We start from the raw sequence: 22,728 nt of genomic DNA, 5'->3' as shown, positions 1-22,728 counted from the left end.
GTTTGTACATCAGGGCAAACAGCACCGTGATCACGCCGAAGGAAACGACCAGGTCGAGGATGTGCCAGAAGACCGAGGCTCCCGGGAATTGCGAGCCGATGTAGGAGGAGAGCGCCTCCAGCGCGGCGCTGATCACCAGCGCCGTCAGCAGGAGGAAGGCAAAGCCCATGACCAGCCCGAACGACATGAGCCTTGGAAGGATCAGATCGCGCGCCAGCGATCCGGAGGACTTGGCGGTGGCGCGCCAGATGCTGTTCAGCGCGCCCTGCAGCTCCAGGAACGCTCCCGTCGCTCCCAGGAAGAAGGTGACGATGCCGCCGATCATGACGACCAGGCTCGGCGACGACCTCCAGGCCGACTCGAGCATGCTCTGGACCGTCTGCGCCCCTTCCCGACCCAACAGCCCCTGGACCTGTCCCATCACCTCACCGCGCACGGCTTCCTCGCCGAATACCATGCCAGCCACGGCGATGACGATGATCAGAACGGGGGCGAGAGAGAAAAGGGTGTAATAAGCCAGAGCCGCCCCCATCCTCGGCACGTTGTCGTTCCACCATCCGGGGATCGCCGTCTTCAGCGCCGCCCAGAGACAACGCGGCAGGCTGCGCCGCTCCGGAGGGTTCATGGGAGACACTACTCTCATGCTAGCCAAGCTAGCCCCACTCCATTCGCGCGGCGATACCCTGGACTTCGTACTGGGTACGGAAAAAATCGGCCACGAATCCGAAACCTTCGAGAGCCATTGCTGGCGACTCGTCACATGCCGGCGCGCCGCCGGCTCATTCGGCGTCGCGGTGCACCGTGTCGGGCGAAAAGGCCGGCAGGCAGATGGCGATGTACTCCGCCCCTTCCGCCTCGGGGGTGCTGTAGCGTACCCACTCTCCGGGCCGCGTGACGACTCCCTGGCCCGCGCGCACCTCGAGTGCTCCCCCGTCGTGCTCGACGCGCAGCATCCCGCGCAGGACGACGGTGATCTCCTCGAACTCCGGCCTCTGCCCGGGCTCCACCCATCCCTGCGGCGAGCGCATCTGTGCCACGCTCACCACGTCATGACGGGTGTTCACGCGCCCGGCGAATTCCCTGATTTCCTTCGGTTTGTTCCCGGCCGCCCGGATGATGGATGGCGCGGCAATCAATGTCGGCATGCTGGCTTCACCTCGCTTTGGTTGGATGTCGGCATTTCTAGAGCTGCGCTTCGAGACGATCGATGAACGACGCCTGGGCCGGGTTGAGCTTCCTCCGCGCCGCCTCCGGCGCGAACCAATCGCAGCGATCGACCTCGGGAAAGGTGAGCCATCGCCCGGAGCCGCGCGGCCACTCCGACCGCGTCAGGTTGCTCTTGAGCTGCGCTGGATCGGCGTCGCCTTCGCAGGCCCAGGCAAAGACGCGCTTGCCCGCTTTCTGCCGGATCTCGCCCAGGGACAGGAAGGGTCCGGCGGGACGAAGCCCCGTTTCCTCCTCGAGCTCGCGGCATGCCGCGGCCAGCGGATCCTCGCCGTCGTTCACCAGCCCCTTCGGGAGCGTCCAGGCCCCTTCGTCACGGCGCGCCCAGAACGGGCCGCCGGGATGGGCCAGCAGCACCTCGAACCCGCCTGCCTTGCGCCGGTAGAGAAGCAATCCGGCGCTGACCATGTCTTTCGCCATGTCTTCCCGTCGCCGTCGGCTTGTCCGAACGTTACGTGCGATGCAGATAGACCCAGGCCGTAATACCCGATTTCAGCTCCACCCGGATGCGACGGTAATCGGCCTCCGCCTCGTACTCATCGGAGCGCTCCAGCTCCCGAAAGGTCAGCATGAAGACCGTCCCTTCCACGCAATCGGAGACGGCCCCCGTCGGCTCCAGGTTGCGGTAATGCGTCTCGCCGCTCGCCGCGATCACCTCGTGATCCTGGATTTCGACCTGGCCCAGGCGATAGCCGTTCAGGACGTCGGGTCTCCCTTCCAGCTTCCGGCCGAAGGTGGCGAGCTGTATCGGTTCCCGTTGCAGGGTCCCGTAGGAGAACAGCGCTTCGTTGCGGGCATCCGGAGAGCTCATGCGGCCATCTTTCGAGTCGGTTAGAATCTCCCGTCCAGCACGATTCACCGCACCGCCGGGCGTCGATACGCCATGATTCGAGAGCTTCGACCCGCAGCTCCGCAAGAGGCGCATCGGCCACTCGTCTCGTGGAGTGAAGAATTGCCGGAACTATATGCTGCCCGGCGCAAAGCCGGCAAGGCAGACGAATTCAGGATCTCGGGCCGTCGCTGGATAGGAGCTTGACGCATGGCGATCCCGCTCCCCCGTGATTTCTACCGGCGCTCGGCGCTGATCGTGGCGCGCGAGCTGCTCGGAGCGCGCCTGGTCCGGCTTGACGACGGCATGCGGCTCAGCGGCTTCATCACCGAGACCGAAGCCTACGTCGGCGAGGAGGACCTGGGATGCCACGCGAAAGCGGGGCGCACCGCCCGGACCGCCATCATGTACGGACCGCCGGGACACGCCTATGTCTATTTCACCTATGGCATGCACTGGCTCCTGAATGCCGTCACCGATGAGGTAGGCTCACCCGCCGCCGTGCTGATCCGGGCCATCGTTCCCGATGAAGGAATCGATCTGATGTCACAGCGGCGCGGTCGACCCGGCTACGACGGTCCCGCGAAGCTGACCCAGGCGCTGGCGATTGGCCGCGCCGAGAATGGCGCCGACCTGACCCGCAAGGCCTCGGGTCTCTGGATCGAGCCCGGGATCACGATCGCCCGGCGGCGCGTGCTGACCGGCCCTCGCATCGGTCTCAACACCGTTCCCGAGCCCTGGAAATCGAAGCCCTGGCGCTTCCTGGTCCGACTGGACGGCCGGCAGATCGTTCCCGCATCGGAGCTCGCATTGCCGCCCGCCGTCCGCGGCGCTCGCGCGCTCCCTCCCAGGCGCTCGTGCGCGCCATCAAGGCGCGCGTCATGAAGACCTTGTTCCTCTGCGCGGCGATTCTCCTGTGCCTCGTCTTGCCGGGCCTCGTTCCGGTGATCCAGGCGAAGGAATCGAAAAAGGAGGCGACAGGAGCGGCGGGACCACCGACGCTCGCCGGGCGCACCGCCGGGTTGAAGCGCTCCGACGGTTTCATTCCCATCTTCTGGGATTCGAGCAAAGGGATGCTGCTGTTCGAGCTGTCGCCGCGGCTCCGAGAGCAGGAGCTCCTCTATTTCACCGGCTTCGGCACCGGCGTCGGCTCGACCCGGCTGTTCGCCGATCGCAGCAGCCTCACGGCCGGCGCTCTCATCCGCCTGCAGCGCTCCGGCCCGCGCCTGCTTGTGATCCAGGAGAACCCGGCCTTCCGTGCCGATGGCGGCAGCGACGCATTGAAGCAGTCGGTGGAGAAGAGCTTCCCCATCTCGGTGCTTGCTGCCCTGCCGATCGAAGCGGAAGAGTCGGGCACGCTGCTGGTCAACGCCAACCCGCTGATCCTGCGCGACGCGGCCAGCCTCCTGTCGCAGCTGAGCAGCCCGACCCAGGCGGTGAACGGCCGGCTGGTCCGCCAGGAGTCCTCGCAAGGCAGCTGGCATCTGGACGAGTCGCGCAGCGTCGTCGATATGGAGAATTCCGGCAGCTACCCGCTGAACACCGAAATCGAGGCCCTGCTCACTTTTGCTTCGGAAGGAGGGGCCGATCTCAACCAGCCGGATTCCCGTACACTGAGCCTGCGCCAGCACCATTCCTTCGTGGCGCTGCCGCCTCCCGGCTTCGAGCCGCGCGAGTCGGATCCGCGCGTCGGATTCATTCCCGCCCCTTTCCAGGACTTCTCGCAGCCTTTCGACCGCCCGCTGGCGCGCAGCTTCATCGAGCGCTGGCGGCTCCAGAAGAAGGATCCGCGGGCGCCGGTCAGCGAGCCGGTGAAGCCCATCGTCTTCTTTCTCGACCCGGCGGTGCCGGAGCCGATGCGCTCCGCGCTGCGCCGCGGCGCGCTCTGGTGGAACGACGCATTCCGGCAGGCCGGCTTCGAGAACGCGTTGCGGATCGACGACCTGCCCGCGGGGATAAGCCCCATGGACCTGCGCTACCCGACGATCCAGTGGACCAATCGCTCGGGACGCGGCTGGTCGGTGGGAATGACGCACGTCGATCCACGCACCGGAGAGATTCTGCACGCCGTCGTGCAGCTGGACTCGCACCGCATGCGCACGGTCGGGAATTTCTGGGAGGCGATGATCCCGTCGGCCAATCTCACGGAGCCCGCCTTCGATCCCTTCGCGGCCCTGGACGGCATCGACCCGCGCACCGGTGCCGAGGCGGTGATGCTGAACCGCCTTGCGCTGCTGACCTGCCACGAGATGGGGCACGTCCTGGGGCTGGAGCACAACTTCATCGCCAGCACCTTCGGCCGGGGCTCGGTGATGGATTACTTCGCGCCGCGCGTCCACTTGCGACCCGATGGGTCGCCCGATCTCTCCGATGCCTACATGCAGGGCGTCGGCAGCTACGATCGCTTCGCCATCGAGTGGGGCTACTCGGAAGGGGCGACCGGCGCGCGACCGGCGCAGGAGCAGCAGCGGCTGGAGGCGATCGTGCGGCGACACCTGGCCCAGGGTGTCGTGTGGGGAAGCGGCGATGATCCGCGCTGGAACGCTTACGACGACGGCGCCGACCCGGTCGCCTGGCTGGCCGAGGTGATGCCGGTGCGCGACGCTTTGCTGAAACGCTATTCGCCGGAGCTGCTGCGTCCCGGCGAGCCGGTCTCGGAGCTGGCCTCGCGCTTCCCGCTGGTCTACCTGTTCCACCGCTATGCGCTCGCCGCGGCGATCAACGTCATCGGCGGCGCCCGCGTTCCGCCGTCGCTGCGCGGCGACGGACAGGAGCCGGTGGTGCCATGGCCGGCCCAGGCCCAGCGCGAAGCGCTGCGGCTGGTGCTGCGCGCCTTGCAGCCGGAAGAGCTCGAAATCGCCTCGGGCCTGTGGAAGATGCTGGCGCCTCCGGAGGCCGACACGGTCGACCGGGAGCGCTTCGGTTCCACCGCCGGCTATCTCTTCAGCCCACAGGATGGCGCGCGCGCGGTGGCTGGTATTGTCGCCGGCGGCCTGCTCGACCCGCAGCGCATGCAGCGGCTGGCGGTCCTGGCGCATCAAAAGACAGGCGGTCTCTCGCCGCGCGATGTCATCTCGTCGATGGTGAGCACCGCCTTTGCCCCGGCGGGCAAGGCAGCGGGCGGCGATCTGGCGGAGGTCGTGCAGACCGAGATCGCCCAGCGGCTGATGCTCCTGATGGCCGACGCGGCGGCAACTCCCGAAGTGCAATCCGCGGCGCTGGCAGGCGTTGAGGAAGTACGCCGTCGAGTGGCCACCGGGCAGAGCGCCATGGCACGTCGCCTGGATCGCGAGATCCGCCTGTTCCTGGCTGATCCGACCCACAATGCGCCCCGGCCGCTTCCTTCCACCGCGCCGCCGGGTCCACCCATCGGACAACCGTCGCAGTAATCTCGCCGCTTTCATCGAGGCTTCCGAGAGGCGCGGGCGTGAGCATCTCGATCGAATCGACCCCATCCTCGCGGCTGGGCCGCTTGACGCGGGCGCTCGGGCTGCGCCGCAGCATCGTCGGGATGCTGGGGATGGCCGTCCTGGTCGGGATGGGCGAGAACATGGCGGAGCAGTTCCTGCCGCTTTATCTCATGGCGCTCGGCGGCGGCTTCCTTTCGGTCGGCTTCCTGAATGGAATGGACAATCTCCTCGGCGCGCTCTACGCCTTCCCCGGCGGCTACCTGAGCGATCGTCTCGGAACGAAGCGCGCGCTGCTCCTGTTCAACCTCCTCAGCATGGCCGGCTTTCTCGTCGTCATTCTGGTGCCGGCCTGGCCGGCGGTCCTCGGCGGCGCCGCGCTGTTCCTCTCCTGGTCCGCCATCTCGCTGCCGGCGACGATGGGGCTCGTCGCGAAGGCGCTGCCGGCCCACAAGCGGACGATGGGAGTGTCGATGCACTCGTTGGTGCGCCGGGTGCCGATGGCGCTGGGACCGATCCTGGGCGGGCTGTTCATCGGCTGGTGGGGCGTCGAGCGCGGCATCCGCCTCTCCTTCGTCGCCGCGCTGGCGATGGCGATCGTCGCGGCCATCTTCCAGCAGCTGCTGATCGAAGACGATTCGAAGGCTCGGGATGGAAAGCATGCGGCGGCCGAGCGCAATCCTTTCCGTCTGTGGAAGGAGATGAGCCCCGACCTGAGGAGCCTGCTCACCGCCGACATCCTCGTCCGCTTCTGCGAGCAGATTCCCTATGCCTTCGTGGTGATCTGGGCGGTCGGAGCCGCGCAGGGAGCAGGCCCGGGCCATGGCGGACCGGTGAGCGCCTTGCAGTTTGGCATCCTGCGGACGATCGAGATGACCACCGCCGCGCTCGTCTACCTGCCGGTGGCCTTCTTCGCCGACCGATCCCACAAGAAGCCGTTCGTCGTGCTCACCTTCGTCTTCTTCACGCTTTTCCCGCTGGCGTTGCTCGTCTCGCGCAGCTTCGAGGCGCTGGCCGCGGCCTTCGTACTGCGCGGATTGAAGGAGTTCGGCGAGCCGACCCGCAAGGCCTTGATCCTGGAGCTGTCGCCGGAAGGGAGAAAGGCGGGGACGTTCGGGCTCTATTACCTGGTGCGCGACCTCATCGTCTCGGTTGCCGCTTTCGGCGGAGCGCTGCTCTGGTCGATCTCACCCCGGGCGAATCTCCTGACCGCTTTCGCCTTCGGCGCCGCGGGAACCCTCTGGTTCGCCTTGCGCGGCAAGGACCTCGGAATGCCGGCCACACCAACCCGCTAGTTCTGTTTTTCCACCGGCAGGGGCGCGGGTCTCTCCGCCGCGCCCTGGCGCGGGCCAGTCTCGTCCACGTGCGAGCCGAGGTTCGTGTAGATGAAGACCCGGTTGGGCTCGCCCGGAGTGGAGTCGATGTGGAGCTGCACGAGCATCTTCCCGCACTCGACCACCACCGCGACCATCTCGGCGGGGGGCGGATAGGAGTACACCTTGCAGTCGCGCGGATCCCCCGGGATCATCTGCGCAAAGGCGGCAAGCGCCGTTCTCATCGTGTCGAAAGCCGGGCCGGCCTCCGGCTCCATGATCTCCCAATCCCGGTAGACCTGGTCCAGCTTCTGGTCCCGGAAGTAGAGGCGGCCGATGGTCCCGCCTGAATTCTCGTTCACCCACCAGACATCCTTTTTCTCAGGCTCGACGCGGTAGCTCTCGCCGACGAGCCTGAGAACCTCATCCTGAGGCATGCCAAGCATGATCTTGTGCTTGCCGAAGGCGATGCTTTGAACGGTGGGTGGCGGTGGGACCCCCGGCGGCAGGATGCGCTGTCCCGGGCCGGTTCCAGGACGAGGCGCCGGGCCGATTTCGGTTTGCGCAAGCACCGTGACCGTGGTGGACAGCAGGAGAAACGACAACGAGAGCGCGGCCGAGAGGGAAGGGCGCATGCAATCTCCAGTGAGAGGGCCGAATTGGATGGTTCCACGAAGATAGCACAGGACGTGGTCTCAGCCCTTGAGGCGCTTCAGCTCCTTCTTGGCCTCCTCGAGATCGGGCTTCAGGCGCAGCGCCTGCTCCATCTCGGCGATCGCCTCCTTTTTCCGGTCCAGCTTGTCCAGGACCATGCCGAGCCGCCAGTGGGCATGCGCCAGCGAGGGGCCGGGCCCGGGCTCCTGCGTCAGGAACTTGCGGAAGTACTTTTCAGCCCGCGCATAATCGGTTCCTCGAACGAACAGGACTCTGCCGGCCTGGTAGTAGGCCCCCAGGCTGTCCGGCACCACCTTTTCGGATTCGGCGAGCGCTGTGTCCAGCTCCGCCAGCTTGCCTCCCGAGGCGTAGGCAATCGCCAGCACCAGGTGGGGCTCGACGCGCGGCGGGTCGATGGCGGCCATATCGCGCGCGATCACGGCCGCCCGATCGAAATTCTCCAGGGCCGGCGACAGGTAGAGGTTGACCAGCCCGGAGAGCGCCGCGTAGCGTGCCTCGGGCGTCTTCGCCGCCTCCAGCCCTTTCTTGTAGCTTGCCTCGCGCTCGGCGACCGCCTGGTTGTCCTTCGGCTCCGCCGTCTCCTCCACCAGCCGGGCATGCGCCAGGTGTCCCCAGGCCGGATCGATCTTCGCCACGTCCTGCGCCACCTGCTCCGCCTTCTTCTTGTCGCCTCCCGCGATTCCCGGCGCGCCGGCGTAGAACGAGATCAAGTACATGCGAGCCTCGATATGCTTCGGATCGAGCGCGAGGGTCGCGTCGGCTTCGGAGCGGAAGCGCTTCACCAGGCTGAGCCCCTTGAACATGCCGGCCTTGCGGGCCTGCTCGCCGCAGGCCTTCGCGAGCTGCCAGTGATAGGCCGCATTGTTTCCGTCCAGCTTCAGCGCCGTCTCGGCCAGGCTGATGGCCCCGTCCCCGTCGCCGTAGGCCAGCCGCACCTGCGACAGCAATGCCGCCGCTTCGGCGTCCGACGGATTGGCCTTCACCTTCGGCTCCAGAAGCGCGCGCGCCTTCTTCCAACGGGCCGCTTCGACCAGCGCGCGCGGATCCTCCTGCGCCAGGACCGGACCGGTCGCCATACAGGCCAGGACCATCGCCGCCAACAGCACTCGGCGCTTCATTGCGAGCCTCCTCCGGCAGGAGAGCGCACCATGCACTCGTACGGATGGGTTGCGAAGCCGAGGCGGCGATAGAAAGGCTGCGCGTCGCGCGTGATCAGGAGCATCCGCGTCCGCCGCACCGACGGGTGCTCCAGGATGACCTGCATCAGCCAGCTGCCGAGCCCGGCGTCGCGGTGTCCGGGATCGATCACCACATCGCACAGGTAGCTGGTCGCCCCCACATCGGTCAGGACGCGCGCCACGCCGACCTGAGAGCCGTCATGGAACAGGGAAAAGCAGAGCGAGCTGCCGACGCTCAACGCGACCAGCTCGCGCGAGCGTCCCGCGGCCCAGTAGGTCTTCTCGAGCAGCCCGTGGATCGCCTCGATGTCGGCGCGGCCCGGATCGTCGGTCAGGGTGTATTCTCCCTGAATCCATTCCATGCAGTCTCCCATCTTGCCCGACGGTCCGGAAGCGCCGCCTCTCAGTAGACGTACGGGATGAAGCGCCGGCGCGATTCCATGAAGCGGGCATAGGGATCCCCGAGCGCCGCCAGCAGCGCCTGCTCCTCGACACGCGCGCGGTAGGTGTAGCCGAAAAGGGCCAGGACGAACGCGAAGGCGACGCTCAGCCAGTTACCGAGCGGCAGGGTCGTCCCCAGGACGATCAGCAGCGCCGCGCTGTAGGAGGGGTGGCGCACCCACCGGTAGGCCCCCTCCTCGATGACGCGATGATCGCTCTGGATGGTGACGGCGCCGGTGAAGAACTTGCCGAGGACCTTGAAGCAGTGGCGGCGCAGGAGGCTGCCGGCGATCAGCAGGACCAGCCCCGTGACGAACCAGAAGAGAGGGTGGCCCGGCAGCGCCGCCCAGGGTGCCGCGAAGGCGAGGAGGAACGCTCCGAAGACCGCGGCGCTGAAGCTGAGGAGAAGGATGCGCAGCGAGCCGCGGTCCTCCACCGGCCGGGGACCGCTTTGCCGCGACTTGCGGATGACCCTCGATTCCGGAAAGTAGACCCAGACATAGACGGCCCAGTAGACCATCCAGGTTGGCCAGGCGAACGGCAAGGGTGTCATGGAGAGTCCCCGATGCTTTATAACGTCGCCGGGACCCCGAGGTTTCATCCCTTCCCGGGGAAGCGCTGGACTATTTCGCCGCCGAAGGAGCCGGTGGAAGCAGCGTCTTGGAATACAGTCCGATCGGATGACCGGCGGGATCGATCACCACCGCCACCGAGCCTTTGCCGTCCGGCAGGTTGAAGGGAAAGCCCTCCGGGATGTTGCCTCCCAGCATCTTGGCGTTCTTGCAGCTGATCTGGATGTCCGGCACCTGGATGTAGACCACGCCGTTGAACGAGCTGATCGTCCCCTCCGCGACGCGGATCGTCCCGATCGACGTGCCTCCCGAGACAATCTCCATCGCCTGGTCGGTTCCCTTGAGCGGCGTGAGGTCCCACTTGAACAGCTCGCCGTAGAATTTCGCCGATTTCGGCAGGTTCGTGGTGGTGATGTCGAACCAGGCGACGCGCCCCGGTCCCACGTCCACCGGAGCCCCTTTGCCCGTCTCCGCCGGCAATGCCACACCCGTCAAAGCAACCAGGGCCGTGCCCGCCAGGACAACGCCCGCCGCCACCGCCAGGACTACCTTGCGCATCTTCTGACTCCCAGAACAAGTGCTTGAAGGTTTGGACTCAGGCGCCCCGGCCCACGCGCCGCAGTCATGCTTCGTAATCAACGGATCAACCGGTTTTCCCGCCCGGCAGCTCGAGAATCGACAGCCAGTCGAGACCGAGGGGTTTGCAGATGTCGTGCAGCCCCGGGATGTTGAGATCTCCCAGCGCCTCCGGGTTCCGGACGATCGGATCCAGATCCCAGCCGATTCGATTCCCCAGCTCGTCCAGGGTGGTTTTCTCGGAGCGTGCCAGCTCCTCGAGGCGCCGGGCAATCTCCGCGTAGGAGACGGGCGGGGCGAGCCCTGTCGCCCGCGAGCCGAACAGCATCTCCGAGACCGTCATCTTCAGGATTCCGGCGAGCGCCGCGATCTCTTTCACCGAGAGGCTCGTGAAGACCTCGTCGTCATGCCACTCGACGTCCTGGTATTCGGTCCCCGACATCCCGAGCCGATCCATCACCTCGGCCACGGACAGTCCAACCCGCTCCCGCGCCTGCCGCACCCTGTCGGCAACCGGCGGCCAGTCGCTGCCGTCCCCCTCCAGCATCGCCTCCGCCTGCTCGCGCTCTTCGGGCACGGCTCACTCCTTTCCGCTCAGGACCTGCTCGTGGAGAATCTCCACTTCCCGGATCCTCCAGCCCCCGGGAGTCCTGGTCCACAGGTACCGCCCGCGCCGCTCGACCCGCAGGACGCTCTGAAAGATGAGGAACCGCCGCATCGTCACCGACGCCCGCTGTTCGAGGACCTCGATGGCGCGCTCTCCATCCACTTGCAGCGACTCCCGCGTGTAGTCGCTTGCCGCCGATTCCACTTTTGCCAGCTGCGCCGCCACGTCGCGCGCCAGATCGTCCCAGCTTATGACCGACCCGTTCGCCTGCCGGTATCTCAGATCGCGCGCAAAGATCCCCATGGTGCCCGCCACGTCGCGCTGCCGGAAGCTCTCCTTCGCCTGCCGGTGCAGCTCGTCCAGCTCCGCCGCGAGAGATCCGGGATCGATCTCGCTCATGATGCCCTCTCGCTTTCCGTGCCCCGTCCTCAGGCCGCCGGGCCGGGCTCGGCGGCCCCCCGCACGATCAGGTAGATGGCGAGCCAGATCTCGAAGATCAGCATCGGAAACCAGATCCCCCAGGTGAGCATGGAGGCCCAGCTGCCCGGACCACCCATCGCTCCGGCCCGCTGCAGCGGCAGCACCACGACCAGCAGCACCGAGGCGAGCACTCCGAGCCACCCGAGAACCCCCGGCACCATCCGGCCGCGCAGGAGGAGCCATGCGAAGATCGTGCTCCCTACGGAGAAGAAGATCGCACCGTCCTCGCCGGGGATCGCTTCGATGATCCGGCAGGTCAGGGCCAGCAGCGCCAGGTCGGGATCCTGCGAGCGCGTCAGGGCGTACAGCGTCACGCCCAGTGTCAAGGCGCACAAGGAGGTCAGCAGGGTAAGCAGTACGAGCAGGCCATTGTCGGGATCGCGATTCTTGAGGGCCATCGAGGAGATGCCTGCGACGATGTAGAGGAGGAAGGTGAAGCCCGCGACCCGGGAGTTATTCCTGCGCGTCATGTCCGCTCTCCAGGAAAGGCTTTGAGATGGGACGTGCCGGAATGCCGAAGCCGCGCCTAGGATAGCACGCTCATGCTCAGCGCCTTCGTGGTCTCGATCGCTCCGCCGGATCGGGACGAAGGCTGCGGAAGGTAATCGCGTAGCGCAGCGCGGCCACGCCGGGGATGCTGTGCTCCCACTCGGTCCGTGCCGGGCCGCGCAGCAGGTAGGCGGATCGCGGCCCGGGGGTCATCGAATAGCGCTCCCACCCGGGGCCGCTTTTCCGGCGGAAGCGGAAAACGCATTCCGAGAGGAGCGAGAAGCCGACCACGTCTCCGAAGACCGGCCGGTCACGATGCCAACCGATGGCCGCGCCGGGCATGTACTCGATGATCGTCGTCTGTGTCAGGTCTTCCTCTCTCAGCTGCGCGAAGGCGGCGGCCTTGTGGCGCAGCTCGCGCAGGAAATCGGGAAGCTCGTCGGCCGGCTGCAGGCCGCGCCCGCTGAAATCGTAGCGCCAGCCGAAGGAGACGGTGCGCCGCCGGCCGAGATGGCCGCGGAACTCGAATTCCTCGAGGGGCAGCGGCTCGATGCGCCGGATGAGGTCGAGCTCCTCCTCGGGCCCGATCAGGTCGGGCCGATAGACCCATCCTTCCGGCGCCATCGCCAGCCGGACGGTGTTTCTCCTCGCGGGGCTCGGCATGATCGCTCCAGGCGCTCCTTTCCTGCAAGATGAGTTTGCGGCGGGACGCCGGCCGAATCAATAAGAGGTTATTCGCCGACTTCTAAACTGCGCCTTACAGCTGACGGCTCGCGCCTGCGGCAATATCTCTTGGGGTCGGTAGTGGGCAGTAATCAATATTTCCGAGCTGGTGGCCGGCGCGGCCGCAGCTGAACGCTCCGATCTACGGGCGGGATTGCTCCAGGTGGCGCTTCAGGGCCGCAAGCCTCCGGCGGGTTTCGCGCATGAAGAGGGCCCCGGCGATCGGCTCGAGAAGCGGCCTGAGCCAGCGCGGCCGCGTGGCGAAGTTGAAGCGGTAGGTGACGCGCGTGCGCCCCGGGTCCAGCTCGTCCTGACGCAGCGTCGCCGCGAAGCTCTCCAGCAGCGCCGTGCCGCGCGTCATCTTGACCGCCGCGACGCGCGGGCGATCGAACGACACGTAGACGGTATCCATCGACAACCCGCCGAAGCCGCCGCGCGCCGTGCAACGGGCCGTGACACCAATGGCCGCCTCGGCGCCGTCGAGGAGGCGCGCCTCCCGGAGGAAAGGATCCCACTCCAGCCGGCGCCCGTAATCGTGGATCAGATCGAACACGGCGACCGGGCTCGCATGGATCTCGATCGTGGCTTCGAGGGATCGCATCGAAGACGCCCTCCGCCTGGTGGACGTGCCGTGTGATGGCTCCGCCTATCGCCAGGCGACCGTCAGGAGCGCGAGAACTGCGCAGGCGCCTCGCGCGGGCACGGGAGTCAGCGGTTTTGGATGTCCTGTCCGAAGCATAGACGGTAGCCGTTGCAATCCTCGACCTCGAAGTCGCGGCAGCCGTAGATCTGGTCGCAGGGCTCGCGGACGATGGTCGCCCCCCGAGACTTGAGTTCGGCGAACAGTCCGTCCGCGTCTTCGATCCAGAGGTAGGCGTCCCAGGCTCCCCCCTCCGGGTCGACCATCCGATTCGGACGCATGAGCCCTTTCCCCTCCAGCTGCGCCAACATGAGAACCACGCCGTTGCGCTTCACCATGCAGAAAGCGGGAGGATCGCTCCAGAAGCGATCGTAGTGAAAGCCCAGCTTGTCCCGGTAATGGTTGGCGGTGGCGACCACGTCGTCCACGATAAAAAAGGGAGCGACGCTCCAACGGGGCGCGGTCAAGTCGCTCAAGAGGCCCTCCACTCGAGCCGCCGCTTCATCTGCCGCCAGGCGAGAGCTCGCATCTCACCCACAATGATCATAGCAGCAGCTCCCAATATCCGACGTCCACCCAGCGTCCGAGCTTGTAGCCGATCTCCTTGAATTCCGCGATCTTCACGAATCCCAGCTTCTCGTGCAGGGCGATGCTCGCCGGGTTTGGCAGGGCGATGCCGCCGACGGCGCAGTGGATGTCGCGGGCGCGCAGCTCGTCGATGAGCGCACCGTACAGACGGGAGCCGATCCCTTGTCGCGCGAAGGCCTGCGAGACGTAGACCGTGCTCTCCACCGCAAAACGGTAGGCCGACCGGCTCTTCCAGGGCGTGGCGCAGGCATAGCCCGCAAGCGCGCCGTCCTGCTCCCACACGAGCCACGGCAGGCGCGTCACGGTCGTCTCGATGCGCTGCACCATGTCGCGCTCCGCGACCGGCGCCTCCTCGAACGTGACGACCGTCTCGCGCACGAAATGATTGTAGATGTCGCAGACTCTCGCCGCGTCGCTCGGCCTGCACGATCGGATCGCTCCTCTCGCCGGTGCGCCGCTCATGCCAGCGACCGCGTCAGCGCGAGGTCCTCGTCGGTCCATGAATCGCGCGGCTCCGACGCCATCCGCGCGAAGGTCCACAGGCGAACGCGCTCCGCGTCGACGTCGAGCAGGTCGGCAAAGCGTCGGATCGTGGCCACAGGGTCCGCCGCCAGCCGCGCCCGGCAGTTGAGGAGATGCTGCGTGGCGTCATAGGCGCGATCGCCGACGAAGGGCTTGGGGTCGATCGCCAGCCAGGGCTCGCGCTGCGCCCGCAGGACGTTGCCCGCATGAAGGTCGGTGGCCAGCAGCACATCGTCCGGAGACGGCCGTGCCAGCTTTTCGAACAGCCTCAATCCGGCCAGCAAGAGGCCCGAATCCAGCCATTGTGCTCTGGCGGCGAGTGTTTCATCCCCCCAGGACTGCAGCATCGTCGAAAGCGTACGGAACGGGTGCGGCACGGACGGCTTCCGCCAGAGACGGCGCAGTAGCCCGGCAAGGATGACGTCCTGCTCAGCTTCCGGCAGGTCGCGCAACGGAGCGCCCGGCTCGCAGCGCTCGAGGAGCAGCGCGTGAAGGCCGGCATCGGCCTCGAGCAGGCGCACCGTCGGATCGCCTTTCCAGAACCGCAGCCCCTCGATCTCGTGGTCGGCTTCCATGTGCGGCATGCCGATTTTCAGCACCATGCGCACGCCGTCCCGGTGGGCCGGCGCGACCCAGGCGGCGCCGTCCTCGCCCCTGCTCCACGCGGGCTCGAGGGTCAATAACCAGCGGCGCTGCAGCTCTTGGACGACCGACGGAAGCTGGTCGAGCCAGGCGGCATGCCTGCGCGCGGCCGGCCGCTCCGTCACGACGCGCTGCCACCGCGAATCTGGCGCAGCCGCAGCCACTTTGCGGAGGACAGCTCGACCGCCACGAACCGCAGCTCCTTCTCTTCAGGCTCGATCCGTCCACCCGGCTCCCATGCGTCGATTCTGCCGATCCGGCAGACGGTCGCCTCGCCGCGACGATCCAGCTCGGAGTCGACCAGCGGATGCCGCTGTCCCGAGTCAGCGAGAAGCACGGCATCGATCGCTTCGGCATCATGGCTGTCTCCCGGGCGGTCGAACTCGAAGCAGATCTCCCATCGCGCTCCAGAAACGCGCATCGGCCGCTCGAATCGGGTGACAATCGGCGAGGGGCCGAGATCCACCGGCCCCTCCACCAGCAGAGGCGACCGGCTGCAGCCCTCCGCCGCCACAAGGGCCATCACAGCCAGGCAGATTCGCATGCGCCTCGCACTCCAACGGTCCTTCATCCTCGAGCTCCCGACGCATCTGCGACCCGCTCGAGTGCGTCCGCCAGCGCACCAGGACGGCTGACGTGCGGGCAATGTCCGCCGGGAAGCACCACCGGCTCGACGCCGAGCCATTCCCGGGCCGCGCGGCACTGCCACGCCGGCGCGATGGTCCGGTCATCGGCGCAGGCGATATAGGACGCCGGGACGGTCGGCCAGGCCTTCAGCGGGCATGGCTCCCCCAGCGCCCGCGTCGCATAGAAGAGAATGCGCGTCGACATGGCCCACTCGATACGCTCCGGCGGGCAGTCGTGAAACACGAACTCTCTGGCCACGCCATCTTCGTTGGGGCTGCGTCCGACCCATCCCGGGTTGAACATCGACGGATCGTCGCGGACCAGCTCGAGAACGCTGCGACCCGGGCGCGGGATGAGCGCCGCCAGGAAGACCATGCGGCGCGGCCGGAAGCCCTCGGCGATCAGTGGCAGGTAAATCCCGCTCGCCGAATGCGCGACGCAGATCGTCTCCGACGGCTTCGTCTGTGAGGCGGTCATGGATTCGACGAGCCAGTCGGCATGCCAGGCGGCTCCCTCGTCGGTCCGTTGGATGTCGAACGCAGGCGTCAATACGCGATGTCCGCGCCCCTCGAGCTCCTGCGCCAGCAGCTTCCACCCCTCGGGCCCCTGCCCGCTCCCGTGGATGAGGCAGAACGTCGCCATCGTTGCCTCAGGAAACCGTGGAGAGCTCTGTCTCCAGGTCCCGCGGCGCCGATGGCCTGCGAACGACCACCGTGCCGGCGAGAAAGTCGTGAAGCGCGCGCCGCTTCCTGTTGGTGAGCAGGACGAGGAACTCGCTCCATACCCAGAGATTGTTCACGAGCTGAATCGTCGCGAACCCTGGCGCCAGGGCCGCGCGGCGCTGAGTGCGCGCCACGAACGCCAGGGCCTGATCTGCTTCGGTCATCCTGAAGGAAGCGTACGACATCGACAAGCCAATCGACAGGCTGAAGATCAGGTCCGGAAGAAAACGCAGCCACGCCTCACGCCAACCGACCGGAGTGCCATCCAGCTTCGTGATGTTCAGCCGCATCAGGAGCTTTCCAGGGGTTCCCCCGAAGCGCTGCACGAGGCCCACGTGATAGAAGATAGAGAATCCCAGGTTCGGCAACAGCGTGCAGGCCTGCGAAAAGCGGCTGAAGGAATCGACCCAAAGAGCCATGAGCACGAAGGGTGAAAGCACCAGGAGGTCGAGAAAAAGTGACGCCAGCCGACGCCAGAATCCGCCATACATCGGCTCGTTCGTTGCCCGGGCCCCGGCCCGCACCCGCTCGTAGAGCTCAGGCGTTACCTCGGTGACCCCCCGCCGCCGGAGCTCTTCGGTCACCCGGGACACCGATTCCGGAGTGTACTTCTCCCGATCGACCGTGGCGACCTGAAGCAGCGCCTCGTCGGAGAGGGTTGCCAGCCTGAGATTCAGCTCGACCGGTTGTTCGGGCATCACGCACCCACCCCGGAATCTCCTTGCCCGGCGGCGTCCGTCTCCTCGAAGAGCCGGATGACCGACGACCGGGCCAGCACCAGGAAGGTGAGCACGCCCAGCAGCGTGCCGAACGGGATCCAGATGCAGGTGAGACCCGCGACCACCATGCAGAAAATGCGCGATCGGCGCTGCCTCAGACGCTGGTACACGAGGACCTTGAGCACGAAGGACGCCATCATGATCAGGAGTATGGCCACCCCGAGGAACCCGAAGATCCAGGCCACGAATTCGGGCGGCGGACCCTGCATGTTCGCGGCGCCGGCGCGGGCGATGACCCTGGAGAGGAATACGCCCATGAAAATGTAGAACAGGCCCAGCAGCGAGAAGAAGGCGTCGAGACAACCCGAGATCAGGTATCCAATGGAGAGCAGCTTGAGATGTTCCTGGTCGACAATCGTCTGCCGGATTTCATCCTCGCTCATCTCTGACCTCCAGGTGCGCCGCGGCTTCTCATGCGCACCTTCATGGCTCAGCCTCGTGCCTCACCGGGCGGGACGGGTCTCTTGCACGCTCGGCCGCGCCAGGATGCCGGCGGCCCACGCGGCGGTCTGCGGGCCCAGCTCCACCTCCAGGATCGGGACGAACTGCAGGAACGGCGCGTAGCAGACGTCGGCCAGGCTGAGCTGGCTGCCAACCAGGTATTCCCTGCCGCCCAGCTGTCCTTCCACGATGGTGAAGTGCTTCTGGATCCGCGCCCTGGCCTCGGTCATCTTGTCCAGGCGCCACATCGCTTCCGGCAAGAAGCGCTTGGGCACCAGGATTCTTCGCGCCGGCTCGGCCAGCTCCAGATCGCACAGCCTGACGTGCATGCGCACAATCGCCCGCTGCCGCTCATCGGCCGGCAGCAGCGGCGGCGCAGGCCGCGTCGCTTCGAGATACTCCAGGATGGCCGTCGACTCGTACAGCACCAAGCCGTCCTCCTCGATGGCCGGCACCCGGCCATAGGGATTTCGGGCCAGGTATTCAGGGCGGTGCTGGGCCTTGGCGAAGAGATCGACCTCGACCAGCTCGGCGGGGATCTGCTTCTCGACCAGCGCGATTCGCACACGCTGCGAAAAGGTGGATACCGGATGGTAATAGAGTCTGAGCATCAGGCACCCTCGCCCGCTCTGCTTCTCAAGAGGCAACCCTGGAGTCGATCAGTCTCTGTAGTTCGCCACGACGCGCGATACCTTGCCATCCGGCGAAATCTCCATGTATTCGGCCGTGTGCGTTCCTCTCTGGTTCTCGTAATTCAGGACGACACTGCTGACACCGCAAAAAACTTCCAGCAGCTTGAACCGGAGTCCCGGATAGGCCTCCAGGCCTCTCCGGAAATAGCTGCGCAAATCGGATTTGCCGCTTACCTTTCCATCCTTCCTCGTCAGCAGCTTCGCGGCCACGGGCGAGATCAGCTCCACGCCTTCTTCGTAGTGCTCCAGGATCCGCTCGAGATCATGAGCATTCCATGCGGCGATCCACTCCTGCGCCAACTGCTGCGCGCTCTCGCGTGTCACCACCGGCCCTCCCTATCATTATTACTGGCCATTTCCGGGGACTCGGCATGTCACGATTGCGTCATCTCACGCGGTCTTTCCCGCCGTGCCGGCGCTTCCGGGCTGTTTCGGATCCTGCCCGCCGTCCTGCGGGTTTCCTGGCCGGGCGCGGAGCGACCAGCCGACCAACGAGAGACACAGCTTCCGGAGCCTGGCGAGCAGAGGCGGCACTGCGGTCCTGTCGTTTTTCTTCATCTCGCGCGAGCCCGCCTGGCCGCCGGGGAGCGCACTACTCCTGGTGCATCTTGACGTTCGCACCTGGAGGGGCTTCACCGCCGACACATATCCGATACCCGTCGGGATCGCAGATCTCGAACTCGACGAGGCCGTAGAACATCCGCTCCGGCCCGCGCAGCAATTGCGTCTTCGTGCCGGCGGCGGCCGCGACCTCGAGCACCGCCGCGTCGCCGATCCTGAGATAAACCGACCACAGAAACTCGGGATCGGGCCCGCCGTCTTTCCCTCGCTCCCCGCACTGCAGCATGATCTCCGCGCCGTCCCGGCGCAGCATGGCGAAGGAGAAGGGAGGGTTTTGCGGAAACGTTTGCGGGACGAAGCCGAGCACGTCGATGTACCACCGCACGCTGGCCTCGACGTTTGCGACCTGCAGGACGGGAACGGCGCTTTGATAGGCGGACATCAGACCTCCGAAAGCCCGGTCGGGGAATCTTCATTCATCCTTGCTCCCCCTTGAATGACCTCGTCACTTGCGCTTCTTTCGCGTGGATGTCGGCCGCCGCATCCGCTTTGCAGCGGGTTTCCGTCCGTTCCTCTTGGCTCGACGCTTCCGCGCCGGGCCTGTCTTCTTCGTCTTGGGGCGAACATGCTCCGGGAGCTTCGCGCCCCCGGTCTCGCGATTCCATTCCTCGAAGGTCTCGGGCGTGATCTTGCCCTCGACCAGGAGCTGTGCGAACTTGCGCCGCTGGGCCTTGGATTTGAAGGGCATTATGCCACCTCGCTGCCGGACGCCGGCCTCTGCTCCGCCATGCCCGAGCGTCCCGCGCCGGCGGGTAGGCCGTGTCAGCTGCCATAGTCCCTGTGATACGCGGAGATGATCTCGCGCGCCGCATCGAGAATCGCCGGGCGATGCTGCCGGGTCATCTGCCGGCTCTCGTCGAGCCTCGCGGCCAGAGCACCCGGCTCCCACTGATCGTATTGTTCCGGTTTGGGAATCTTGTCGAATTCCCAGTGCATGCGGACGAACATGCCGGGGACCCAATCGTATCCATCCATGCAAAGCGCCGCGAGCGCCCGCACCCCGTCATGGATGGGAACGTTGCCGTTGACCAGCCCACGGGCGATTCGAAAAGCACGGTCGCGCGCCAGCCTGCCCGGCCGCGCATACTCATAGATGGACCGGACGAGCTTCACCAGCTCCTCCCCTGGCTGGGGCTGCCGTGAGTCGAAAGACTTGAGATCCTGGTAGGCCCGGCTCCCCAGGGCGGCCTCGAGTCCCGGCGTGCTCCGAAACCACGCCTCCAAGTCGGCGGCCGACACCTCTCCCGCCAGGAACTGCTCGAGAAAGAGCCAGCTCGATTCCTCGCGCATCATTCTTCCGGGACGCCGTCGAAGAAGGTCACGACTCCCGTTTCCAGGGAGTATTCCGCCCCCACCACGAGAAGCCCTTCCCTCCGGATCAATTCTTCGAGCAGGTCCGATCCGTGACGCAGCTGGCTTGCCGAAGCCTTGACGTTGGCGCGAACCGCGTCGCGCATCAGCGCCTCGACGTCGAGCGGCAGAAGTCCACCGATCAACGACTCCACCGAGGGACGGACGCGGTTGACAATCGACCGAAGGTTTCGTGATTGGGTCGTCATCCTGCCCAGCAGCTCCTCCACGGTCGCCTGCACCGCGCCGCACTGGGAATGCCCCATCACGACCACCAGCCGCGTCCCGAAGCGTGACGCGGCGAACTCGACGCTGCCGATCTGCGACGGCGCGACGATGTTCCCCGCCACGCGGATGACGAACAGGTCGCCGAGTCCCTGGTCAAAGACCAGCTCCGCGGGAACGCGGGAGTCGGAGCAGCCCAGGACGATGGCGAACGGCTCCTGCTTCTGGATCAGGGCGACCCGGCGTGCGGTGCTCAAATCGGACGCGGCCGACGACTGGTTCTCGACGAAGCGGCGGTTTCCTTCCCGGAGCCGGGCCAGAGCATCGAGGGCAGGATGGGTCATGGCGAGGATCGTCCCAGGGTCCGGTTGACGGAGCGATTCACGGCCAGCGGCGTACTTGTCTCGTGCACATCATACCGGGTTATCGAGTGTGCGCTCGGTCATGGCGAATGCTCATTGGAAACCGCTTGAGCCGGATTGACCGTTCATCGCATCTCACTCTTGTCAGGCCTTGCCCCAGCCGGGCAGCCGGGACGCCTGCTTCACCCAGTCGGTGAATTGAGATTCGTCGAGCGAATCTTTCTCGAGAACGTCGAGGTAGCGCACCTCCTCGTGCCTAGACTTGCCGGGAGGGGGAGGACTCAGTGATGCGCCGCTGAAGAAAGCGACTTTGACGTACCTCGTGAAGCAATGAAAGCTGAGGAACCAGCCCTGGCCCGCGATGCCGTAGAAGGGCGAGTTCCATTTGACCGCCTTGCGCACGCCGGGGACGTTGCGCGCGATCAGGGCATCGAGCCGGCGGCCGACCTCACGCTTCCATCCCGGCATGGCGGCGATAAAGGCCTGCACGGGAGCGTCGCCGTCGCCCATCGCGATCTGGGGATTGCCGCCCGCGAGAAGGGCCGGCTTCGTGCCTTTGCCGGACCACCGCTTCGGGACGGCTTTTCGCCCTTTGGCCGTCTTTGCATCGGCCTTTCCGGTTGCTTTCTTCCTGGGGCTCGCCGGCTTTCTGGATCTCTTCGCAGCCATCCCGCTCACTCCCGGACGGCGGTGATTCAAGCTCGAAACGGTCGTATCTCAGGTCCCATCTGCGCGACTATTTTCGGGAGGTCGCCTCGTTCAGGGTCACGGCAGCCCGAATGAGGGTCTTCAAGGCCTTCTCGTCGATCTTCTCCCCCTCGTGGAAATCGATGGCGCGCCTCGTGTTCCCCTCGAGGCTGGAGTTGAAGAGGCGAGAAGGGTCCTTCAGTGACGCCCCCTTGGCGAAAGTCATCTTCACGGCCTTCTTGTAGACTTCTCCCGTGCAGATGATTCCGTCGTGAGACCAGACCGGAACCTCCCACTTCCACTCCTCGACAACCTCGGGATCGGCTTCTTTGACCAGGGCACGGAGCCGCCCGAGCATCTCGCCGCGCCAGTCGTCCAGCTCCCTGATTCTCGCGTCAATCAGCCGGGAAGGAGAATCGCCCTTCTGCGACCCGCTCTTCTTCATGCCCGCTTCTCTTCCTTGGTGTTGAGGTTTGATAAATGGCGACAAGGGCCGGCCGGTGTCCAATCCCGCTCAACGTGCCTGTCCTCTCCATGCCGCGCTCCATTGCCGGCGACGGGTGAAGAAGTACCCGGCCATGCACCAATCGAAGGTCGCACAGAAGAACCCGTATGCCAGAGGAATCTCGCTCCAGCTCCTCGTGCCGAAGCAGACTCCCGTGTGAGCACAGCTCTCGTGCAGGAGATCCCACCCGCCGTGGAGCGCGTATCCCAGCACCAGCAAGAAGGCTACGCGGCTCCCCAGAACGCCGAGAACCGCAAACACGACCACGGCGACGGTTTCCAGCCGCCACGCATCCGTGCTGGCAAAGTAGGTCGTGAACGTCAGATACATGCCGGCGATTGGAACGAGGAACAGACCAAAGAAGATCTGCTCGCCCTTCGCGCTGAGCAGCTTGCTCGAAAGAGTGACGGCTCCTGCGGCCGCCAGCAGCCCGATGCCGATGTACCATGCCACGATTGCGGACAGCGCCATCGCTCCCCCATGAAGTCCTGCCGAGACTCTTCCCGCGACTCGCCCGGATCGTTCCGCCGCGATCGCCGGGCCAACCCTCGAGATGGCACAGGTTCGCTGTGAAGCGTACCACCATCGGCAGTCTAGGCGCCTGGCTGCGTGCCCGCGACCTCGCGAGCCAGGCGGTCCAGGTTCTGCTCATTCGCCGTCTCGAGGAACCGGCGCATCTTCTCGGCAAACTCACGGTTCTCGAAGACACCGACCCAGGAGACGAGAGTCCCCGTCGCGATCGGTTCGAGCGTGATGGACATCTCGAAGTGCGGCAGGTTGACATGCTTGATTCGAACCTTGGAATCGGGAA

33 protein-coding genes are annotated in these 22,728 nt (G+C 66.1%); 3 read left to right on the top strand and 30 right to left on the bottom strand.

What is annotated here, in order from left to right:
• The 4 genes from VFW45_03795 to VFW45_03780 all read right to left on the bottom strand — a co-directional run.
• On the bottom strand, positions 1-625 hold a 625-nt coding region (locus tag VFW45_03795; protein HEU5179890.1), incomplete at its 3' end, for a YhjD/YihY/BrkB family envelope integrity protein.
• A 154-nt stretch (positions 626-779) separates the two neighbouring features.
• Complete coding sequence (locus tag VFW45_03790; GenBank protein HEU5179889.1) at positions 780-1,145, bottom strand: cupin domain-containing protein; 366 nt, start codon at positions 1,143-1,145, stop codon at positions 780-782.
• 37 nt (positions 1,146-1,182) lie between these two features.
• Positions 1,183-1,644, bottom strand: a complete 462-nt coding sequence (locus tag VFW45_03785; GenBank protein HEU5179888.1) for an NUDIX domain-containing protein — start codon at positions 1,642-1,644, stop codon at positions 1,183-1,185.
• A gap of 31 nt (positions 1,645-1,675) precedes the next feature.
• The gene (locus VFW45_03780) at positions 1,676-2,035 is read right to left on the bottom strand and encodes a gamma-glutamylcyclotransferase family protein (GenBank protein HEU5179887.1); all 360 of its coding nucleotides are present in this window, start codon (positions 2,033-2,035) and stop codon (positions 1,676-1,678) included.
• Positions 2,036-2,263: 228 nt separating this feature from the next.
• Between VFW45_03780 and VFW45_03775 the strand changes: the two genes are divergently transcribed.
• The 3 genes from VFW45_03775 to VFW45_03765 are packed head-to-tail and all read left to right on the top strand — an operon-like array spanning position 2,264 to position 6,755.
• On the top strand, positions 2,264-2,938 hold the full coding sequence (locus tag VFW45_03775; protein ID HEU5179886.1) for a DNA-3-methyladenine glycosylase: 675 nt from the start codon (positions 2,264-2,266) through the stop codon (positions 2,936-2,938).
• Positions 2,935-5,442 carry a zinc-dependent metalloprotease gene (locus VFW45_03770; protein HEU5179885.1) on the top strand — a complete coding sequence of 836 codons (2,508 nt, stop codon included), beginning with the start codon at positions 2,935-2,937 and terminating at the stop codon, positions 5,440-5,442. Before VFW45_03775 ends, VFW45_03770 begins: the two co-directional genes overlap by 4 nt.
• A 38-nt stretch (positions 5,443-5,480) precedes the next feature.
• Positions 5,481-6,755: an MFS transporter gene (locus tag VFW45_03765; GenBank protein ID HEU5179884.1), complete on the top strand. Its 1,275-nt coding sequence runs from the start codon at positions 5,481-5,483 to the stop codon at positions 6,753-6,755.
• Here VFW45_03765 and VFW45_03760 read toward each other — a convergent pair.
• The 26 genes from VFW45_03760 to VFW45_03635 all read right to left on the bottom strand — a co-directional run.
• Entirely contained in the window at positions 6,752-7,408 is a 657-nt protein-coding gene (locus VFW45_03760) for a hypothetical protein (GenBank protein ID HEU5179883.1), read from the bottom strand. The two genes, VFW45_03765 and VFW45_03760, sit on opposite strands and share 4 nt — an antisense overlap.
• 60 nt (positions 7,409-7,468) lie before the next feature.
• Positions 7,469-8,566 (bottom strand): tetratricopeptide repeat protein, encoded by a 1,098-nt coding sequence (locus VFW45_03755; protein ID HEU5179882.1) that lies wholly within the window; start codon positions 8,564-8,566, stop codon positions 7,469-7,471.
• Positions 8,563-8,988, bottom strand: coding sequence for a GNAT family N-acetyltransferase (locus VFW45_03750; protein ID HEU5179881.1), 426 nt, complete (start codon positions 8,986-8,988; stop codon positions 8,563-8,565). The genes VFW45_03755 and VFW45_03750 overlap by 4 nt, the downstream gene beginning before the upstream one ends.
• Positions 8,989-9,029: 41 nt before the next feature.
• Positions 9,030-9,620, bottom strand: coding sequence for an isoprenylcysteine carboxylmethyltransferase family protein (locus VFW45_03745; protein ID HEU5179880.1), 591 nt, complete (start codon positions 9,618-9,620; stop codon positions 9,030-9,032).
• A 70-nt stretch (positions 9,621-9,690) separates the two neighbouring features.
• Positions 9,691-10,197: a hypothetical protein gene (locus tag VFW45_03740; GenBank protein HEU5179879.1), complete on the bottom strand. Its 507-nt coding sequence runs from the start codon at positions 10,195-10,197 to the stop codon at positions 9,691-9,693.
• A gap of 85 nt (positions 10,198-10,282) precedes the next feature.
• Complete coding sequence (locus VFW45_03735) at positions 10,283-10,792, bottom strand: helix-turn-helix transcriptional regulator (protein ID HEU5179878.1); 510 nt, start codon at positions 10,790-10,792, stop codon at positions 10,283-10,285.
• Between the two features lie 3 nt (positions 10,793-10,795).
• Positions 10,796-11,221, bottom strand: a complete 426-nt coding sequence (locus VFW45_03730; GenBank protein HEU5179877.1) for a nuclear transport factor 2 family protein — start codon at positions 11,219-11,221, stop codon at positions 10,796-10,798.
• Between the two features lie 29 nt (positions 11,222-11,250).
• The gene (locus tag VFW45_03725; GenBank protein HEU5179876.1) at positions 11,251-11,772 is read right to left on the bottom strand and encodes a DUF4386 family protein; all 522 of its coding nucleotides are present in this window, start codon (positions 11,770-11,772) and stop codon (positions 11,251-11,253) included.
• A 76-nt stretch (positions 11,773-11,848) separates the two neighbouring features.
• The gene (locus VFW45_03720; protein ID HEU5179875.1) at positions 11,849-12,454 is read right to left on the bottom strand and encodes an alpha-ketoglutarate-dependent dioxygenase AlkB; all 606 of its coding nucleotides are present in this window, start codon (positions 12,452-12,454) and stop codon (positions 11,849-11,851) included.
• Positions 12,455-12,656: 202 nt separating this feature from the next.
• Positions 12,657-13,115, bottom strand: a complete 459-nt coding sequence (locus VFW45_03715; GenBank protein ID HEU5179874.1) for an SRPBCC family protein — start codon at positions 13,113-13,115, stop codon at positions 12,657-12,659.
• A gap of 107 nt (positions 13,116-13,222) precedes the next feature.
• Positions 13,223-13,630 carry a VOC family protein gene (locus tag VFW45_03710; protein ID HEU5179873.1) on the bottom strand — a complete coding sequence of 136 codons (408 nt, stop codon included), beginning with the start codon at positions 13,628-13,630 and terminating at the stop codon, positions 13,223-13,225.
• Positions 13,631-13,697: 67 nt separating this feature from the next.
• Complete coding sequence (locus VFW45_03705; GenBank protein HEU5179872.1) at positions 13,698-14,204, bottom strand: arsinothricin resistance N-acetyltransferase ArsN1 family B; 507 nt, start codon at positions 14,202-14,204, stop codon at positions 13,698-13,700.
• Complete coding sequence (locus tag VFW45_03700) at positions 14,201-15,031, bottom strand: aminoglycoside phosphotransferase family protein (GenBank protein ID HEU5179871.1); 831 nt, start codon at positions 15,029-15,031, stop codon at positions 14,201-14,203. The genes VFW45_03705 and VFW45_03700 overlap by 4 nt, the downstream gene beginning before the upstream one ends.
• The gene (locus VFW45_03695; GenBank protein ID HEU5179870.1) at positions 15,028-15,450 is read right to left on the bottom strand and encodes a hypothetical protein; all 423 of its coding nucleotides are present in this window, start codon (positions 15,448-15,450) and stop codon (positions 15,028-15,030) included. Before VFW45_03695 ends, VFW45_03700 begins: the two co-directional genes overlap by 4 nt.
• A gap of 23 nt (positions 15,451-15,473) precedes the next feature.
• A complete protein-coding gene (locus VFW45_03690; protein HEU5179869.1) occupies positions 15,474-16,175 on the bottom strand; it encodes an alpha/beta hydrolase in 702 nt (233 codons plus the stop codon).
• A gap of 7 nt (positions 16,176-16,182) precedes the next feature.
• On the bottom strand, positions 16,183-16,953 hold the full coding sequence (locus tag VFW45_03685; protein HEU5179868.1) for an RDD family protein: 771 nt from the start codon (positions 16,951-16,953) through the stop codon (positions 16,183-16,185).
• Entirely contained in the window at positions 16,953-17,417 is a 465-nt protein-coding gene (locus tag VFW45_03680; GenBank protein ID HEU5179867.1) for a hypothetical protein, read from the bottom strand. Before VFW45_03680 ends, VFW45_03685 begins: the two co-directional genes overlap by 1 nt.
• A gap of 60 nt (positions 17,418-17,477) precedes the next feature.
• On the bottom strand, positions 17,478-18,086 hold the full coding sequence (locus VFW45_03675; GenBank protein HEU5179866.1) for a glutathione S-transferase family protein: 609 nt from the start codon (positions 18,084-18,086) through the stop codon (positions 17,478-17,480).
• A 48-nt stretch (positions 18,087-18,134) separates the two neighbouring features.
• Positions 18,135-18,491: a nuclear transport factor 2 family protein gene (locus tag VFW45_03670; GenBank protein HEU5179865.1), complete on the bottom strand. Its 357-nt coding sequence runs from the start codon at positions 18,489-18,491 to the stop codon at positions 18,135-18,137.
• Positions 18,492-18,759: 268 nt separating this feature from the next.
• Entirely contained in the window at positions 18,760-19,170 is a 411-nt protein-coding gene (locus VFW45_03665; GenBank protein ID HEU5179864.1) for a VOC family protein, read from the bottom strand.
• Between the two features lie 380 nt (positions 19,171-19,550).
• Positions 19,551-20,078 carry a hypothetical protein gene (locus VFW45_03660; protein ID HEU5179863.1) on the bottom strand — a complete coding sequence of 176 codons (528 nt, stop codon included), beginning with the start codon at positions 20,076-20,078 and terminating at the stop codon, positions 19,551-19,553.
• Positions 20,078-20,707, bottom strand: a complete 630-nt coding sequence (locus VFW45_03655; GenBank protein ID HEU5179862.1) for a carbonic anhydrase — start codon at positions 20,705-20,707, stop codon at positions 20,078-20,080. Before VFW45_03655 ends, VFW45_03660 begins: the two co-directional genes overlap by 1 nt.
• Before the next feature lie 162 nt (positions 20,708-20,869).
• Positions 20,870-21,394, bottom strand: coding sequence for a DUF1801 domain-containing protein (locus VFW45_03650; protein ID HEU5179861.1), 525 nt, complete (start codon positions 21,392-21,394; stop codon positions 20,870-20,872).
• Between the two features lie 67 nt (positions 21,395-21,461).
• Positions 21,462-21,857, bottom strand: a complete 396-nt coding sequence (locus tag VFW45_03645; protein HEU5179860.1) for a DUF1801 domain-containing protein — start codon at positions 21,855-21,857, stop codon at positions 21,462-21,464.
• Positions 21,858-21,926: 69 nt separating this feature from the next.
• Positions 21,927-22,388, bottom strand: a complete 462-nt coding sequence (locus VFW45_03640; protein ID HEU5179859.1) for a DUF6010 family protein — start codon at positions 22,386-22,388, stop codon at positions 21,927-21,929.
• A gap of 122 nt (positions 22,389-22,510) precedes the next feature.
• The coding region (locus VFW45_03635; GenBank protein ID HEU5179858.1) for an SRPBCC family protein at positions 22,511-22,728 on the bottom strand (218 nt) is incomplete at its 5' end.

The sequence above is a fragment of the Candidatus Polarisedimenticolia bacterium genome (assembly GCA_035764505.1).
Classification (GTDB): Bacteria; Acidobacteriota; Polarisedimenticolia; order Gp22-AA2; family AA152; genus AA152.
Note: the sequence above shows the minus strand (reverse complement) of the source record. Positions and strands in the feature narration are given on the sequence as shown.